Below are 16,159 nucleotides of genomic sequence, written 5' to 3'. Positions count from 1 at the left end.
TGGAATTGGTAGACACGCTAGACTCAAAATCTTGTGAGCTTTGCTCGTGTGGGTTCGAGTCCCACCCTAGGTACTACAATTGTTTTTTAATTTCCGCCTGGGTGGTGGAATTGGTAGACACGCTAGACTCAAAATCTTGTGGGCTTTGCTCGTGTGGGTTCGAGTCCCACCCCAGGTACAAAAAGCATTGATAGAAATATCGATGCTTTTTTTTTGCTCAAAAATTCATCTCCTATAATAAGGTATAAAAGGCCTGTAAGTAGAAACAGCCCAAGAACGCTCAACTGAAAATCCCTGTCTTCTTTAATATTAAAATTGCGATACAAATTATTTGAATCTTAATGCTAATTTTAGTGGCTGAAAGCAAATTATTTTTAGATAAATGCTACGCTCACATTTTAGGGGTTTTAGAGTGAATGTGATGTTTGTTAAATGTTATATGAAAAAACTAAGTATATAAACTAAAAAAGAATTCAATAGATGAATGATTTAACATTTGAAGCATATACCTGGTTAACAGAACTAAATGAAGTGAAATCTGCAGAAATAATCAGCGAGTCTACAATTGAAAATGAATATACTGATACATTTTTTGCTTTAACTGGTGACAAATTTTGGAACGTATATAATATTCAAATACTAATAGTAGACAAGTACTTTAAACATATGAAAAAAGGGAGAGTTAGAAGAAGAGAAAAAGTCAATTGAAGATGCCCTCAAGGATATTGCAGAAAAGGACCATGTTATCATTTAATGTTAAGAATGTCAAGTGAAGAAATGTTTAGAATTAACGATAATATTGAATCTGATTTAGTTGAAGCTGTAACAATAAATAAACCACGTAATTCTATTTTACTTGGACAATTTAATCCTTCTTTAAATCGTTTGGTTCACCCATTATGTATTTCATCATTCATTTATCTAAATGAATTAAATCACATAACAAAGTCCAAAAAAAGCATTAAGTTAGTAGTGAAATTGGTAGGTTATTGCGTGTAAGCAAGACTCCACAGATTGAAATAATTAAAAAAGGCTTGAGGCTATTTAGTAGATGGAACGTATATTCTTTGAAATGCTTTTTAGCAAAGTCATTAGTTGTAATAAATTCGACATTAGCTTATGAATAAATTAAATGTGTTTGTCAGTTCCACATGTTATGACTTGTCTCAAATTAGAGTTGATATCCGTGATTTTATATTAGATATTGGATATAATCCAGTCCTATCAGAATTTGAAAATTTCCCAATAAATCCATCAAATAGAACAATTGATAATTGTATTGATGCAGTTAAAAATAATGCCGATATTTTTGTACTAGTAGTTGGAAATAGGTACGGAAGCTTGATTGAAACTGGTCGTTCAATAACTAATACTGAATTCCTAACAGCAAAGAAAAAAGGGATTCCAATTTATGTCTTCATTGATAGGAAAATGTTGAATATTCTTCCTGTTTGGCAAAAAAATAAATCAGGTGATTTTTCTAGTTTTGTTGATACAACAAAAATATTTGAGTTTATTTCTGATGTAAGAGATAATTCAAAGCTATGGACTTTTGAATTCGATACTGCTCAAAATATTGTTTCAGTGTTAAAAACTCAATTTTCCTACCTATTTAAAGATTCCTTACTACTCAAAAATAAATTTCATTCTGAAATAGAAGAGCTTTATCGATTAAATATTTCGAATGAAGCATTAAATCTAATTTTAGATAAACCAGAATCTTATGAAATAAGATTTTTTATTCAAACAATGAAAGATGAAATTAGTAAAAAAGAATCTTTAAAAAACGATTATGAATATTCAATAATATTGAATTCCAAATTTGCAATTTATGATAATCAAGACTTGGTTAATTGGGTTCAGCAAAGGCTAGCTGTTTTAGGCAATTTAATTGAGTCATTGAATAGATTAATTCATGATGCTTACCCAAAATTTTATGCAGAGCCTGGTACTCCTTCTGATTTAAAGGGCCTTTTTTATACATCGGAAACTTATGCTAGAATTTATGAAAATATTATTCAATGGACTATAGAAACTGCTAGTACTTGTGTGAATGAAGAGTACTTGGAATTGAGAAATAAATTGGCAAAGCTCTCAGATCAGGCGATAAATGAAATTTGGAAATACCCTTTTGAAAATAGTGAGAAGATAAATAAGGCTTTAAATATGTATGAATCAAATAATTCATCTAATAAATTAACTTTAGAGCTTAAGATAGGTATTGACAATCAAGCTTTAGATGATTACAACAAAGAGTTTGAAAACCTTAAAAACATTCTTAATAATTAAACTAAAAGTAATTATTACATCTTGCATTTTGATCTATTTCATTGGTAATTTGTGTGTTGTCAGAGAAAAATACATCAAATATTCTTTCTCACAATAATATCCGGTAGCACCAATTTAAGGGGGAAACATTAATTTATAATAGATGGCTTGTGAATTGAATATCCTTGCCTTAGAAATATACTAATACAGAATTCAATTCCCCCATTTTATTAAGGTTTTCACCTTATTTAAATTTTTATGAATATGTTTTTTTCAATGCAAAAGATGGTCTTTATATTTTAACCAACAAAACAGACTAATAATACGAAATGACATGAATGATTTTATGCTATAGTCAATACCGAGTTATTTGTAACGAATTCTATTATGAAAGATGCGACTCAATGAATACTTGCTGTATCAAGATAAATTAAAAACGACTAAAATCATGTTAATAATCAAACCTTAAGCTCTAATGTGTTTATCATAAAAATGAAAATTGAAATCAATGAAATAAAACCAATTGAAAAGTTTTCGTACCTCGAAGTTGGAAATCAACAATCAAAAAATGGAAATCCATTGATCATAAGTCGGGAGCTTCCCATTTATACAGGAGAGTTTGAAAATGAGAAAACGAATCTTGACTTTTTAGTTGTTTGTTCAGATTTGCAAGGTGTTGTAAAAGTTGACAGCGAACATAAATTATTAGGTGAAGAGTTACCAGAATTTATTAAGTTGCTCATAGAGGTAGAACTGACTGAAATTGAAAATCCCAGAATTGGAGTTGTAATTTGTGGTGATTTGTATACAAGTTTAGAAAAAAGAGGAGCAAGTGGTGATGTTAGAGTAGTATGGAGGAAATTTAAAGATCAATTTGATTGGGTTGTAGGTGTTGCAGGTAATCATGATAGATTTGGTATGAGACTGAAACATTAGATTTTAAATCACAAGAAAATATTTATCTTATTCATAAATAAATTCAAGAAATAGATGATTTGAAAATTGGAGGAATAAGTGGCATTATAGGGAGAGCCGATAAAATAAATCGAATTGGCGAAAAAGAATACTTAGATACTCTCAATAGAATGCTAAAGAAAGAATTAGATTTTATCATGCTTCATGAAACACCAAATCACCCAAAATTGGGATTTTTAGGTAATGAAAAAATAAGAGAAACTATTGAGCATGGAGGAATATCTACTATATTTTGTGGACATTGTTTTTGGGAAAAAACACTAGTTAAATTGAGTAATGATTCACAAATAATAAATGTGGATTCAAAGGTCGTTATATTGAAAAAAGTAAAGTAGGTGAATTCAATAAAAGCTAAGATAATTAGAGTTATAGGTATACTACTACCCGTATTTTTATTGGGTAATTTTATGGCAAAAACAGAGGTGTTTTTGACAATTATGCTTGGATTTATATGGATAAGTTTGATTTTAATGACTCTTATTATCGGGGTAACAGATCTGATTTACAAAAAGCGTAATTTTAGAATACCTTCAAAAATTTTACTGATATTAACACTAGCTTTTATTATTTCATTACCTATACGGAAAAATGACTGGGATACTAAACGGAAAAAATGTGAAGTTTTAATTTCACATCTCGAAAATATCAGAATTAAAGAAGGGAGATATCCACCTTCAATCGCTAAACGTTTATTAAAATATGATGAAATACAGTATTCTATAGACTCTTTAGGCCAATCTTACATACTATCGTATAGTATTGATGGTTGGCACAGAGAACAATATAGTTCTAAAACTAAAGAATGGTTAGGGTATGAGTAATAAAAAAAAATGAAGTATAATCCAAGATTTTTAAAGTCATGTGTTCTTGACTACAGTAAGAAAATGAGAAGGTTAATTCATATATCAACACTATTTATCCTAATCATTGGGGTGACTTCTTGTGATCAAATTAAAAATAAGACTGAAAAAGTGACCACTAAGATTAAAGAAAAAGCAAAAAATAAACTTAGGGTACAAACTCAAAAGGTTATTGATAAAGTTGCTCCAACATTTGATCATGATAAACCTGATACTGAAAATAATCGAAAAAGATTCTCAGACTTTTTAAAAGTTGAAATCACTCCTGATGTAAAGAATATTTACTGTTTTGATGATGTAATAGGGATAGATGCAGATTATATGTTTGCTTTTAATTGCAACGAGACTACATCTCAAAAAATAATTGAATATCATCATCTATCTATCGACTCTCTGAATACAAATAATGGTTTTAGTATGCAAAACGACTTTGAATGGTGGGACAAAGATAGAATTGAAAATTTACAGAAATATAGTTGGACCAATGGAAACCAATATTTTAAATATTATTGGTACGATAGTGAGAATGGTAAGGCTTATTTTTTTGATTTCGATAGATGACTTCTGGGGTGAAAGAATCATTCTGATTGTCTATTTTTTCTCTATTAAAGCCCGATAGAAGACTAACCTTAATAAATTCATAATACAACTTAGTATCATGTAAAGTCATTTCCTTACTACTTTTACCCTAATTGAAAAAACTAAGGCTATTAAAAAGCTAGATTAGATGAACGAACTACAACTCTTTCGTGAGATTTCCGAAGGTGATATTAACGCTTTAAACATTTTATTTGAAACCTATTACCAGCGATTATGTGATTTTGCTTTTACTTATTTAAACGATTATCCACAAGCGGAAGAGCTTGTTTCTGATGTATTCGTGAAGATTTGGGAGAGTAAATCTATTTTGAAAGGGGTAACGTATCCGCGTTCATTTCTTTTTACAATGGTTAAAAATCAATGTATTAGCCTTACTAGAAAGACAAAACTAACCGTGAGTTCTATCGATGAAATTGAAGTCGTTCAATCCACTTTATCACCCGAAGAAAATATTCTCACAGAGGATCTAAATGAGGCTTGGGAACAATTTAAAGTCAATATTCCTTCCTTACAATTACAAGCATTTGAGTTAAGCCGTTTTCATCAATTAAAATATCAAGAGATTGCAGAAGTGTTGGAAATCAGTGTCAAAACCGTAGAAAAGTACATTGGCAATACGCTTAAAATGATTCATAAAGACTTTTTAGAAAAGCATCTTTAGTTGTTCAATGTTTCGAAAAGATGAATAAAACATTTTTGTAATTAACGATTCCTTTACATTAAAACCATAGGGTAAATTCAGGTTACCGCGTCTTAGCATTGAAAACAAAAAAATATGCAAGACGAAAAGTACATAGAGATAGCAAAGAAGTTGGCTGGAGAAAAACAGCTAAAAGAGAAGGATCAAAATGATCATGATTTTTTAGAGCTAAAAGCAACTTGGGAACACCTGCCTCAGCAAAAGCATACAGCAAATCTTGAGAGAGGCCGTCAGTTGATGATGGATAAAATTCAAGGAAACGCTTCATCTGAGAAAATAACCAAAGAGAGGGTTTTCCAACCATGGATGAGGTATGCAAGCAGTGTAGCTATTTTCCTGATGCTAGGTATTTCGTATTTCATATATAATAGTTTTCCTAATCACTCCTCAGAAGTTTTCGTAACTGCCACCAAAGGAAATAAGAGAGTGGTATTAAAAGATGGTAGTACGGTTTTACTTCATCAAGGAGCAAAACTTTGGTATGAAGAAGACTTCAATAGAACTGTACGATTGGAAGGAGAAGGCTTTTTTGACATTACTCATAACAAAGAATATCCTTTTGAAGTCATGCTACCAAGTATGGAATCGAAAGTGAAAGTCTTAGGGACATCATTTAATATTAATACGGTAGAACATTCGGTTAGCCTCTTTTCAGGTAGCGTTGAGGTATCGAATCAAAAACGCAAAACTTTTTTAGAACCTAGCGAAAAAGTGGTGATTTCTATGGATCAATTTGATGTAAAAACCTTTGATCCTTCGAATGAAGCAACATGGAGAAAGTTTGACTTAGTATTGAAAGATCGAGCATTGACGGAGGTAATTGATCAATTAGAACGTTGGTACGGACATAAAATTATTGTCAAAGATCCGGCACTATTGCATTATACTGTTTCGGTAAAGTTTGAAGATAATAGCTTAGAAGAAGCACTTGACAATCTGTCGTTTATGCTAAAGCTTAACGTGAAAAAAGAGGGAGATTACTATTACTTAATCAAAGAATAAAAGACCCATTGGGGTTAGTTTATTATATAAAAAAAGGCAACATGTGATGTAGGAGTCCAAATGTTGCCCAAGATTTTTATTGTCTTTTCAAAAATAAAATTATGAACAAAAGGAGACTTTTACAAGTCTGTTGCCTAGTATTACTATGGCAAGGAATGACTTTTTCGGTAAATGCATTTACCAAGCAACCTGTTGTATACCTTACAATCGTTACTCAACAAACTTTTAAGGTAGAGGTAACCAATCAGCCTATCACCAGTATTTTTTCTTCCATTGAAAAGCAAAGTGATTTATCCTTTTCTTTTGTGAAAGAAGATATGGAGAAAGTAGGGAAGGTGACCTTCAAAAAAGAAGGAACAATCACTGAACTTCTTAATAGCATTTCGAGTACTTTTAACCTTGAGTTTAGAGAAAGAAATAATGTTATTTATGTGACTTCTGCAGAGAAATCGGCAACAACGTCCGAAGTAGGAGTACAACAAGAAGTAAGAACAATTCGCGGTACAGTAGAAGATCAAAAAGGAGAAGCACTTCCTGGAGTTACTGTACAAGTAGAGGGAACAAATAAAGGATCCATCACTGATCTGAATGGTAATTTCATCATCGAAAATCTTTCTCCAGAAACGTCCCTGACTTTTAGTTTCACAGGTTATGAAAGCCAAACGATTGCGATAAAAAACAGATCAAATTTTAATATTGTCTTGAATGAAGATGTACAGCAATTAGAGGAGATTGTGGTAGTAGGATATGGTTCTCAAAAGAGAAGTGAAATATCGGGTGCCGTTTCTTCTATTTCTGCTGATGATCTTAACCAAGGCATCATCATGTCACCTGCGGAGTCATTACAAGGTAGAGTGGCAGGGGTGACGGTAACCTCAGCAAGTGGTGAACCCGGTGCAGCTTTGAATATCAATATTCGTGGTGCAAGTTCTATTCGTTCGGGAAATGCACCCCTTTATGTGATTGATGGTGTGCCATTGGACAATTCTCCAGTTGCGGCAGCAGCACCGGAAAGTGCAGGTAGAGAGTGGGGTGCTGAAGCAAAGAACCCTATGAACTTTTTAAATCCCAATGACATCGAAAAGATGGAGATTTTAAAAGATGCTTCTGCTACTGCAATTTATGGTTCAAGAGGTTCAAATGGTGTTATTCTGATTACCACTAAAAAAGGACAACCAGGCCAAAGCAAGATCAATTATTCCAATTATTTTGGTGTTTCTAATGTAGCTCGAAAAATCGATATGATGGATGGCGATCAATACAGAACGGTAGCCAATAAGCATAATATCGGTGATATCTATTCGGAGACAATCAGTACAGATTGGCAAGATCAAATCTATCGTCAAGCTTATACACAAAATCACAACCTTTCATTTTCAAGTGGAAATGAGAGAGGTGGACGTTCATTTGTATCCCTTTCTTTTATGGATCAAGAAGGTTTGATCAAAGAAAGCGGAATGCAAAAGTTTACAGCTCGTTTTAATAATACCCAAAGCTTTTTGAAGGATAGAGTAAAATTGGATATCAACTTTACTGCATCACATATTAACGACTTAGCGGCACCAACTTCAGACCGTTCATCAGCAGATGGTGAGATCATCACGAATGCACTAAAAGCGAACCCCACTTACCCTGTTTACAATGATGATGGTTCTTTATTTTTCTTCCCTTCAGGTGCTAACCCTTTAGCATTTTTGGAATTATACAAAGATGAAACTAGAACAAATAGAATGTTGGGTAATGTGGGTGCTACTGTCAATCTTATCAAAGGATTAGATTGGAGAACACAGGTAGGTGTGGATTATGCAATGTCGTCAAGAAGCGTCTTAAATCGCCCAAATAATATTGCTTTTATGAATCCTAATGGACGTATTTCAAAGTTGGATAATGAGAATGTAAATACCATTATTGAAAACTATTTGACTTACAATAAGACCATAGGTCGTTCTTCATTTAGTGTTTTAGCAGGTCATTCTTATCAAGAAATTCTATTAAGAGCTCACGGTTATACGACATCAAACTTTACTACTGACGAAATAGAAGGAGATTGGAATCCTGGTATTGGTACTGATTGGACATCTGTTGCTCCTTTCGGATCTGGTGAAATCAATAGATTACAATCTTTCTATGGTCGTGTGAATTACACTTTTGATAATAAGTACAACCTTTCCGCTTCCCTTCGTACAGATGGTTCATCAAAGTTTGGTGAGAACAATAGATATGGTGTCTTCCCCGCTTTCTCTGCAAGTTGGAGAATTATTGAAGAGGAATTCTTAAAAGGACAGAACATCTTGGATGATTTGAAACTTCGTGCAGGTTGGGGTATGACAGGTAATCAAGAAATTCCTGGGAAAATCACTCAACAGGCCTATGCTTCAGACAATGGTTCAGGATATTGGTATAATGGAGTATTCATTCCTGGTATTGTAATGGGAAGAACTCAAAACCCGGACTTGAAATGGGAAATGAGTGAGCAAACAAACATTGGTGTTGACTTTGGTTTCTTGGAAGGAAGATTGACAGGTTCAGTAGACTATTTCCATAAAACGACTCGTGACATGTTGGTGTATATGCCAGCACCTGCACCTTCTCCGGTTCCTTACGTTTGGGAAAACATTGATGGAAGAGTGATTAACAAAGGTGTTGAATTGAACTTAAATGGTGTATTGGTAGCGAAAAAAGATTTCCAATGGGATGTGAATGTAAATGCGGCTTATATCAAAAATGATGTTCAAGACCTGCCGGTTTCTAGAATTATGACAGGTATGTTGCACGGTCCAGGTGTAGGTGGAAGTACGATTAATGTGATTACAAACGGTGCTCCTTTGGGTTCATTCTTATTGTTTGATTTTAAAGGATTCGATGAAGAAGGAAATTACATTATCGATGATAAAAATGGTGATGGTATTATCAATGATGATGATCGTATCATTGCAGGATCAGCCATTCCTAATTGGACATTTGGTTTGAGTACATCAATCAAGTATAAAAAATGGGATGCATTTATCAACTTCAATGGCGTAGCCGGAAATAAAATTTACAACAACACCGCCAATGCATTTTTCTCCGTTCCTGGTTTAGCCAATGGCTCTAATGCCACTCAAAAATTAGCCAATTCAGGAGAGTCAGCGACTAACATTCCAGTACCTTCTACTTACTATTTGGAAGACGGAAGCTACTTAAGATTGGATAACTTAACTGTTGGGTATACCATTGATGCCAACAAAGTGGATTGGCTGTCAAGCTGTAGAATTTTCCTTACAGGACAGAACTTATTCCTCTTGAGTAATTACTCAGGTTATGATCCAGATGTCAATGCAAATAAAGCAGTCAATGGAAACCTATCGTACGGTATCGATTATGCGGCCTACCCTAAAGCAAGAACTTTCTTGATGGGATTAAATATCAATTTCTAAACGAATAAATCAATCAACTTGAATGAGGTAACTGCTTCTTAAAAGTAGAAACCTCATTCAAAAAATATAGAATAATGAAAAAGATCACCTTATTTATAGCATCATTTATGATCTTCTTGAGTGCTTGTAATTTATCAGAACCAATCTTGGATGAAGCACTCAACCCAGACCTACCCAACTCTGATGGAGGACCTGAAGCATTAATGGCTGCGACTTACAACATGATGTTGAATACTTTCACAGATCACGAAAACGTTTGGCCTCTTCAGCAAGTCAGTACTGACGAAACGATTTGTCCTACTCGTGGTACAGACTGGGATGGTAATGGCCAATGGAGAGAAATCTACGGACATACTTGGACGGCATTTCATGTAACAATTGGAAGTACTTGGGAAAAGCTAAATACGGGTCTTGCGAGAGCCATTATGACGGAAAGCGAAGTAATGAAATCGGATAAGCCACCGCACAAGCAAATTCTTGCCGAAGCGAAAGCCATGAAAGCGTTTTATATGATGACAATCTTGGACCTTTGGGGAAAAGTACCATACCGTGAAGCGGAAGGTTTAGATTTCAGAGACCAACCGATCATTTTAGAAGCGGATGAGGCTTTTGAAAAAATTGTTGAAGTATTTGAAGATGCATTATCTGATTTGCCAAGCTCTTCTGATGTTGAATACTACCAAATCACAAAAGAGGCTGTAAATGGTATGTTGGCGAGACTTTACTTGAACAAATCAGTGTATGTAAACCGTTATGAAAACGTATCTTTTGATGCACAAGACTTGGACAAAGTAATTGCATATACATCAGAGTTAATCAATAATGGCGGTTTTGCTTTAGAATCAGAAGACTATTTTTCTTTATTCTCTAAAGATAATGACGACAAGAACGAGATCATTTTCGGAGTAAAACAAGAGTATTTGAATGAATTAGGTTCAAACAAGTTGGCTTTATTTGTTACTGGTAGAAACGTTTGGGTTTCTAATGCCCACAGAGGCTGGAACGGTGGTGCTACTACCGAGGTGTTTTATAATACTTGGAAAGGAAAAGAAGCAGATCCACGTTTCCATAAAGAAAACTTCAAATATGAAACAGGTTCTATTCCTGAGGAAGAGTATCACTTAAACCGAGGTTTTATGGTAGGTCAACAATACGGTGTGATCAGAAACGAGGACAATTCAGACTTTCTTAGAGATGAAAAAGGTTGGTTGATCATCGATGAGTTGACAAACTTCAGAAACAACGAACCAATGATTTTCACTCCTGAAGTGAATTTAAGTAATGAAACACAAGCGGCAGGGGTTCGTGTCTATAAATTTGAATTTGATAATGGAGCAAGTAACACCGCCGTTAGTTCTGTCAATATTCCAATTATGCGTTTAGCTGAAATCTATTTGATGAGAGCTGAAGCGAAATTAAGAAAAGGAGATCAAGGAGGTGCTGTTGCAGATATTAATACAGTTCTTTCAGCAAGAGGGGCAAAACTTTTAAGCTCTATTGATTTAGAAGGGATGTTCAATGAAAGAGGATTCGAACTGTATTGGGAAGGTTTCAGAAGAACAGACCGTTTACGTTTTGGAAAGTTTGATGAGACCTATAAAGATAAATTGGTTTCAGATGTAAACCGAAGAGTATATCCTATTCCTCAAAATGCATTGGATGCGAATAAAGATTTGATTCAAAATCCTGGTTATTAATTCTTGGAAATGAAGGAATGGAACGTACACCATGACTGAAGTCATGGGCAGGTGATATAAACTCCATCAACACTAAAGTGTTGCCTAAGTTTTGAACCTTAAAGACTTCAGTTTTGGAAAGGTTTTATTATCACTTGCCCGTAGTTTTACTTTGATGCACGAAACAGTTCTTTACTCACAGTACTAGATTAGATTATTGATTACAAGGGAGGCTCTCGGGTCTCCCTCTTTTTACATTAAAATGGAAAAAAAATACAACGTATCTCGCCGTTCGTTTTTACAAAAATCAGCTTTGGTATCATCATTATTCCCATTTGTTGGTTGTCAAGCTGTAGAAAAAAGGGCGGAGCAAAAACCATTAGTTTCTTTCGGTTTGATCACAGACAGTCATTACGCCGAAAGAAAAAACAATCCATCGGATAATGTCAATCATTACGATCAAAGCCTCTTTAAGATGGGAGAGGCTATCCAAGTTTTCAATCAAAAGGACTTAGATTTTGTCATTCATTTGGGTGATTTTAAAGATCAGGATGAAGAACCCAATCGAGAAAATACGATCAATTACCTTAAAGCAATAGAAAAAGAGTTTTCACAATTCAAGGGAGATAAATTTCACGCCATTGGCAATCATGATATCGATGGAATCAGTAAAAAAGAATTCTTATCTATGATTGAAAACACAAATATTGAACCCTCAAAAAGTTATTATTCCTTTGATAAAAACAATGTACATTTTGTTGTATTAGATGCGAATTACTTTGAAGATGGAACGGATCATGATAAAGGGAACTTTCATTGGGAAGACGTACACATTCCAAAACATCAGCAAGAATGGTTGAAGAAAGACCTTGCTCAAACTAATTACCCAACCCTCGTTTTTATACACCATACCCTTCACCCCATGAACGAGGAGGATGGCAAATACTACCCAACGGAACACAAAGAAGTAAGAAAAATCTTGGAAGAGTCTGGAAAAGTAATGATTGTTTTCCAAGGACATTATCATAAAGAATACTACAAAGACATCAATAATATACATTATATGACCATGATCGCTCAGGTAGATTATAGCGGTCCTGAGAATAATAGCTATTCAATAATAGACGTCATGGAAAATGGGGAAATCCAAGTAAGTGGTTTTAGAAGGGCTGTTTCTAAACATTTAACTACAAATGAATAATCAGTAAGAATTGGATCATGTATGTAATTTGACCGTTAAAGCCACCTCTGCTTACAAACTCTACTTGGTTAATCATTTAAAAAGTGAAAAATCAACTTATTACATATAAGAAAAACAGGATTATTTTCTCACACGAGCGAAAAAATAAAGCAATTATAGATATATACCCTTCTCAGCATCTGCTAACCTATATTAGAGAGGGGATATTGAAAGTAAAACAAGGAAAAGAAGTGCAGTGCTTTTCTAAAGGGGAATTTGTATTATTTAAAAAACACACTCAAGCTACTATCACCAAAACTTGGGGTAAAGGAGAGATTAAATTTTCTAGTATTGTTTTCTCTTTTCATGAAGATTTGATTCAAGAGATTTTTACACAATTAAATATTCAATCACCAAAAAAGAGTAAAAAGTCATTTGAAAATATTTTAGGGGTCATTTCAAATCCAGTGTTAAATCAATTCATACAGTCTTTAGATCTATTCTTGAATGAAGGTGTAGAAATGGATAATCAACTGGCGAGATTGAAAACAACAGAAGCAATTATAGGACTAATCCGAACGAATAATGAGCTTTCTTATCAATTACAAAACTTCTCTGTAAAAAGTAAAGCGGACTTGCATCAATACATGAATTTTCATTTTTTGGAGAATAAAAAACTAGTTGATTTTGCAAAAGAAACGGGTAGAAGTATTTCTGTGTTTAAAAAAGACTTTCAAGCCATTTATGATACCACACCAGCCAAATGGCTAAAAAAGAAAAGGCTGGATTACGCCTATAAATTATTGACTACGACGAATAGAAAAGCATCTGAAATCTATCTTGAATGTGGTTTTGAAGACTTGGCCCATTTTAGTAAATCTTTTAAAAGTCAGTTTCAAATCAATCCTTCCCAAATTAAGACCTTACAGACAAGTAAATAAGTCTTTTTAAACAAATGCATACCACTGTTGAACAGCTAGTTTTGTACCTAAATAAATCATTTAGATATGAAAACAGTTTTGATCACAGGAACAAGTTCTGGTTTTGGGAAACTCCTTACAGAACAATTATCAGCAAAGTCGCAATACCAGATTATTGCCACTATGCGGAATACTAACTCCACTAACAAAACAGTTAGACGAGAGTTAGAAAAACTTCAAAATGTGGAAGTTTTAGAACTAGATGTTACTTCAGAAAAAGAAGTAAAAGCCATCACGGAGTTAGTCCTACAAAAACACCAGTCAATTGATATTTTAATTAACAATGCTGGAGTATTTGGCGGAGGTTTATTAGAAGCACATAGTATTGAACAAGTTCAAAAACTATTCGATATTAATGTTTATGCTCCTCTTCGGTTAATGAAAGCTATTTTACCCTCCATGAGAAAGCGACAAGATGGATTAATCATAAACTTATCCAGCATGTTAGGTCTTTTTTCTATTCCATTGAACGCTGTTTATTGTGCCTCAAAATTCGCACTAGAAGCTCTGGTTACGGGTTCTTATGGAGAACTCATTCAAAAAGGAGTTGAAAATATTCTCGTAGAACCGGGTTCATTTCCTACTGAATTATACAAAAAAACTGGAACAAAAGCCGACTTACAAGAAGTCACCGATTCTTATGATGGAATGGCCGAACAAATGACGGAATACGCAAATAACGCTGTTTATGGAGCCGTTCAGAAACACAAGCCTGATCCTAATGCTGTTATAAATAAGATTATTGGGTTAATTGAAATGGAGAAAGGAACACGACCAGTAAGAAACCCAATCGATCAAATTTCAGGAGAAACTTTTGCTCAAAAAGTAGCAGATGATATTTCAGAACTTGCACAAACTCAAATGAAAGCTTACGGATTTTAACCTTTAAAACGATGATAAAATTATATGTTTTATATGCTGGAGATATTATCTGTAAAGATGTCTCTCAGCTTAATGAAGGTTCTTTACAGTCAGGTGAAATGGCATTGGCTAACCCCATTTTCTTAATTCAGCATCCAAAAGGTTCTGTTATGTGGGATGCTGGTTTGTCCGATAACCTCATTAATCAAAAAGAAGGTATGGATGCTTGGATATTTCACTTGACTATGAGTAAAACAGTAATCTCTCAACTTGAATCTATTGGTGTTCACCCAAGTGATGTAGATTATTTTGCTTTTTCTCATATTCATAATGACCATACAGGGAATGCTAATTATTTTAAATCTGCAAAACTGATCATGCAGGAAAAAGAATATGATATAGCCTTCAGTCCCAATAAGAGACCTTTTAATTATGATGATTATAAAGAGTTGGAAAATTCAGAAGTCATCAAACTTAATGGAGATTATGATTTATTTGGCGATGGAACAGTACAATTTATTGCTACTCCCGGTCATACAGAAGGACATCAATCCTTACTCTTAAAGCTAGAAAATACAGGGGCTTTATTGATTTCAGGAGACATTGCTTACTATAAAGAAAACTATCAAAACAAAGGTATTCCTACTTTTAATGCAAGTAAAAAAGATAGTTTAGCTTCCATAGAAAAAATAAAAAAAATGGTTGCCAATAACAATGCTCAGCTCTGGATACAGCATGATAAAGAGAATTTTGAAACATTAAAAATTTGCCCCAATTATTATGACTAATAGTTAAAACTAACTACTCTGTAAACTTAGTTATCGTTAACTATAAATTGGTATTTCTGCAATCTTTCAAGGTACTACTTCTAAGCTTCCTTCTTCTTCATTTTTGTCTTGAAACAAAAACGAAGCAAAAAATTCAAGGCTTAGAAGTCAAAAGCTAAATTTCATTCCTTTCACCTAAATGATTTTAAACTCGCTTTGCTCAAACAAGAAAATCATTTTTAACGGCTCAATCCATGAAATTCTTAACGCTTTTCCCTTCAAGGCCGGGGAGTACTACTTAACGAATAGAGTAGAAAGCCCACTTGTGCGAATGTTAAGCAATAGTGTCATTCGTTCTTATAAGATGATAGAAATCTACTGCTCTCTAAATCAATAAATTTTCGGAGAGTTAGTTTACAATGTATTTATATCTTCAATCACAATTAATAAAGACAACATGGAAATTGAAAAAATAAAAGCTTCGATCAACAAAAATTATGTTCATGGAGCGTTCAACGAAACAAATATTGATGACTTTAAAACTATTTTTCATCATGAATTTTCTATCATAAATATTCAAGAAAATGGAACATTCTTTCTATTCACGAGAGATTTATGGGAAGACGTTTTAAAGGAGAGAAAGAAAGATAAAGATTTTGACTATGAGAATATTGCTTATTTAGCGAAATATAAAAACATAGAATTTATTGAAAATAAAGCCAGTGTTACACTCGACCTGATGCTAGGCCATAAAGTCATTTATACTGATTTTCTGCTCTTGACTAAAATTAATAACGAATGGAAAATAGTTTCCAAAATCTATCATGAGCATTAATCTATCTTACATAGCTCCATTGGAATATGGAGCTACTTT

The 16,159-nt window shown here is 33.6% G+C and carries 15 protein-coding genes and 1 tRNA gene; all 16 read left to right on the top strand.

Annotation, left to right across the window (positions count from 1 at the left end; translation table 11 throughout):
• The first annotated feature begins 95 nt into the window (after nt 1-95).
• Nucleotides 96-178 (top strand) — tRNA-Leu (locus tag IC221_RS26290).
• A 302-nt stretch (nt 179-480) separates the two neighbouring features.
• Nucleotides 481-708: a hypothetical protein gene (locus IC221_RS26285; RefSeq protein WP_188171795.1), complete on the top strand. Its 228-nt coding sequence runs from the start codon at nt 481-483 to the stop codon at nt 706-708.
• Nucleotides 709-1,119: 411 nt separating this feature from the next.
• On the top strand, nt 1,120-2,289 hold the full coding sequence (locus tag IC221_RS26280) for a DUF4062 domain-containing protein (protein ID WP_188171794.1): 1,170 nt from the start codon (nt 1,120-1,122) through the stop codon (nt 2,287-2,289).
• A 471-nt stretch (nt 2,290-2,760) separates the two neighbouring features.
• Nucleotides 2,761-3,204, top strand: coding sequence for a hypothetical protein (locus IC221_RS26275; RefSeq protein ID WP_188171793.1), 444 nt, complete (start codon nt 2,761-2,763; stop codon nt 3,202-3,204).
• A 59-nt stretch (nt 3,205-3,263) separates the two neighbouring features.
• A complete protein-coding gene (locus IC221_RS26270) occupies nt 3,264-3,578 on the top strand; it encodes a metallophosphoesterase family protein (protein ID WP_188171792.1) in 315 nt (104 codons plus the stop codon).
• A 72-nt stretch (nt 3,579-3,650) separates the two neighbouring features.
• A complete protein-coding gene (locus tag IC221_RS26265) occupies nt 3,651-4,064 on the top strand; it encodes a hypothetical protein (protein ID WP_188171791.1) in 414 nt (137 codons plus the stop codon).
• Nucleotides 4,065-4,127: 63 nt separating this feature from the next.
• Nucleotides 4,128-4,664, top strand: coding sequence for a hypothetical protein (locus IC221_RS26260; protein ID WP_223241504.1), 537 nt, complete (start codon nt 4,128-4,130; stop codon nt 4,662-4,664).
• 166 nt (nt 4,665-4,830) lie between these two features.
• A complete protein-coding gene (locus IC221_RS26255; protein ID WP_188171790.1) occupies nt 4,831-5,364 on the top strand; it encodes an RNA polymerase sigma factor in 534 nt (177 codons plus the stop codon).
• Between the two features lie 114 nt (nt 5,365-5,478).
• Nucleotides 5,479-6,405 (top strand): FecR family protein, encoded by a 927-nt coding sequence (locus tag IC221_RS26250; protein ID WP_188171789.1) that lies wholly within the window; start codon nt 5,479-5,481, stop codon nt 6,403-6,405.
• A gap of 101 nt (nt 6,406-6,506) precedes the next feature.
• Nucleotides 6,507-9,821, top strand: a complete 3,315-nt coding sequence (locus IC221_RS26245) for a TonB-dependent receptor (protein WP_188171788.1) — start codon at nt 6,507-6,509, stop codon at nt 9,819-9,821.
• A 74-nt stretch (nt 9,822-9,895) separates the two neighbouring features.
• Nucleotides 9,896-11,518 carry a RagB/SusD family nutrient uptake outer membrane protein gene (locus IC221_RS26240; protein ID WP_188171787.1) on the top strand — a complete coding sequence of 541 codons (1,623 nt, stop codon included), beginning with the start codon at nt 9,896-9,898 and terminating at the stop codon, nt 11,516-11,518.
• Nucleotides 11,519-11,759: 241 nt separating this feature from the next.
• Nucleotides 11,760-12,698 carry a metallophosphoesterase gene (locus tag IC221_RS26235; RefSeq protein ID WP_188171786.1) on the top strand — a complete coding sequence of 313 codons (939 nt, stop codon included), beginning with the start codon at nt 11,760-11,762 and terminating at the stop codon, nt 12,696-12,698.
• 83 nt (nt 12,699-12,781) lie between these two features.
• Nucleotides 12,782-13,618: an AraC family transcriptional regulator gene (locus IC221_RS29965; protein WP_188171785.1), complete on the top strand. Its 837-nt coding sequence runs from the start codon at nt 12,782-12,784 to the stop codon at nt 13,616-13,618.
• 66 nt (nt 13,619-13,684) lie between these two features.
• A complete protein-coding gene (locus tag IC221_RS26225) occupies nt 13,685-14,539 on the top strand; it encodes an SDR family oxidoreductase (RefSeq protein ID WP_188171784.1) in 855 nt (284 codons plus the stop codon).
• Nucleotides 14,540-14,550: 11 nt separating this feature from the next.
• Nucleotides 14,551-15,306, top strand: coding sequence for an N-acyl homoserine lactonase family protein (locus IC221_RS26220; protein ID WP_188171783.1), 756 nt, complete (start codon nt 14,551-14,553; stop codon nt 15,304-15,306).
• A gap of 436 nt (nt 15,307-15,742) precedes the next feature.
• Nucleotides 15,743-16,120, top strand: coding sequence for a nuclear transport factor 2 family protein (locus IC221_RS26215; protein WP_188171782.1), 378 nt, complete (start codon nt 15,743-15,745; stop codon nt 16,118-16,120).
• The last annotated feature ends 39 nt before the right edge of the window (nt 16,121-16,159 follow it).

Source organism: Flammeovirga sp. EKP202, from assembly GCF_014534745.1.
Lineage (GTDB): Bacteria > Bacteroidota > Bacteroidia > Cytophagales > Flammeovirgaceae > Flammeovirga.
Note: the sequence above shows the minus strand (reverse complement) of the source record. Positions and strands in the feature narration are given on the sequence as shown.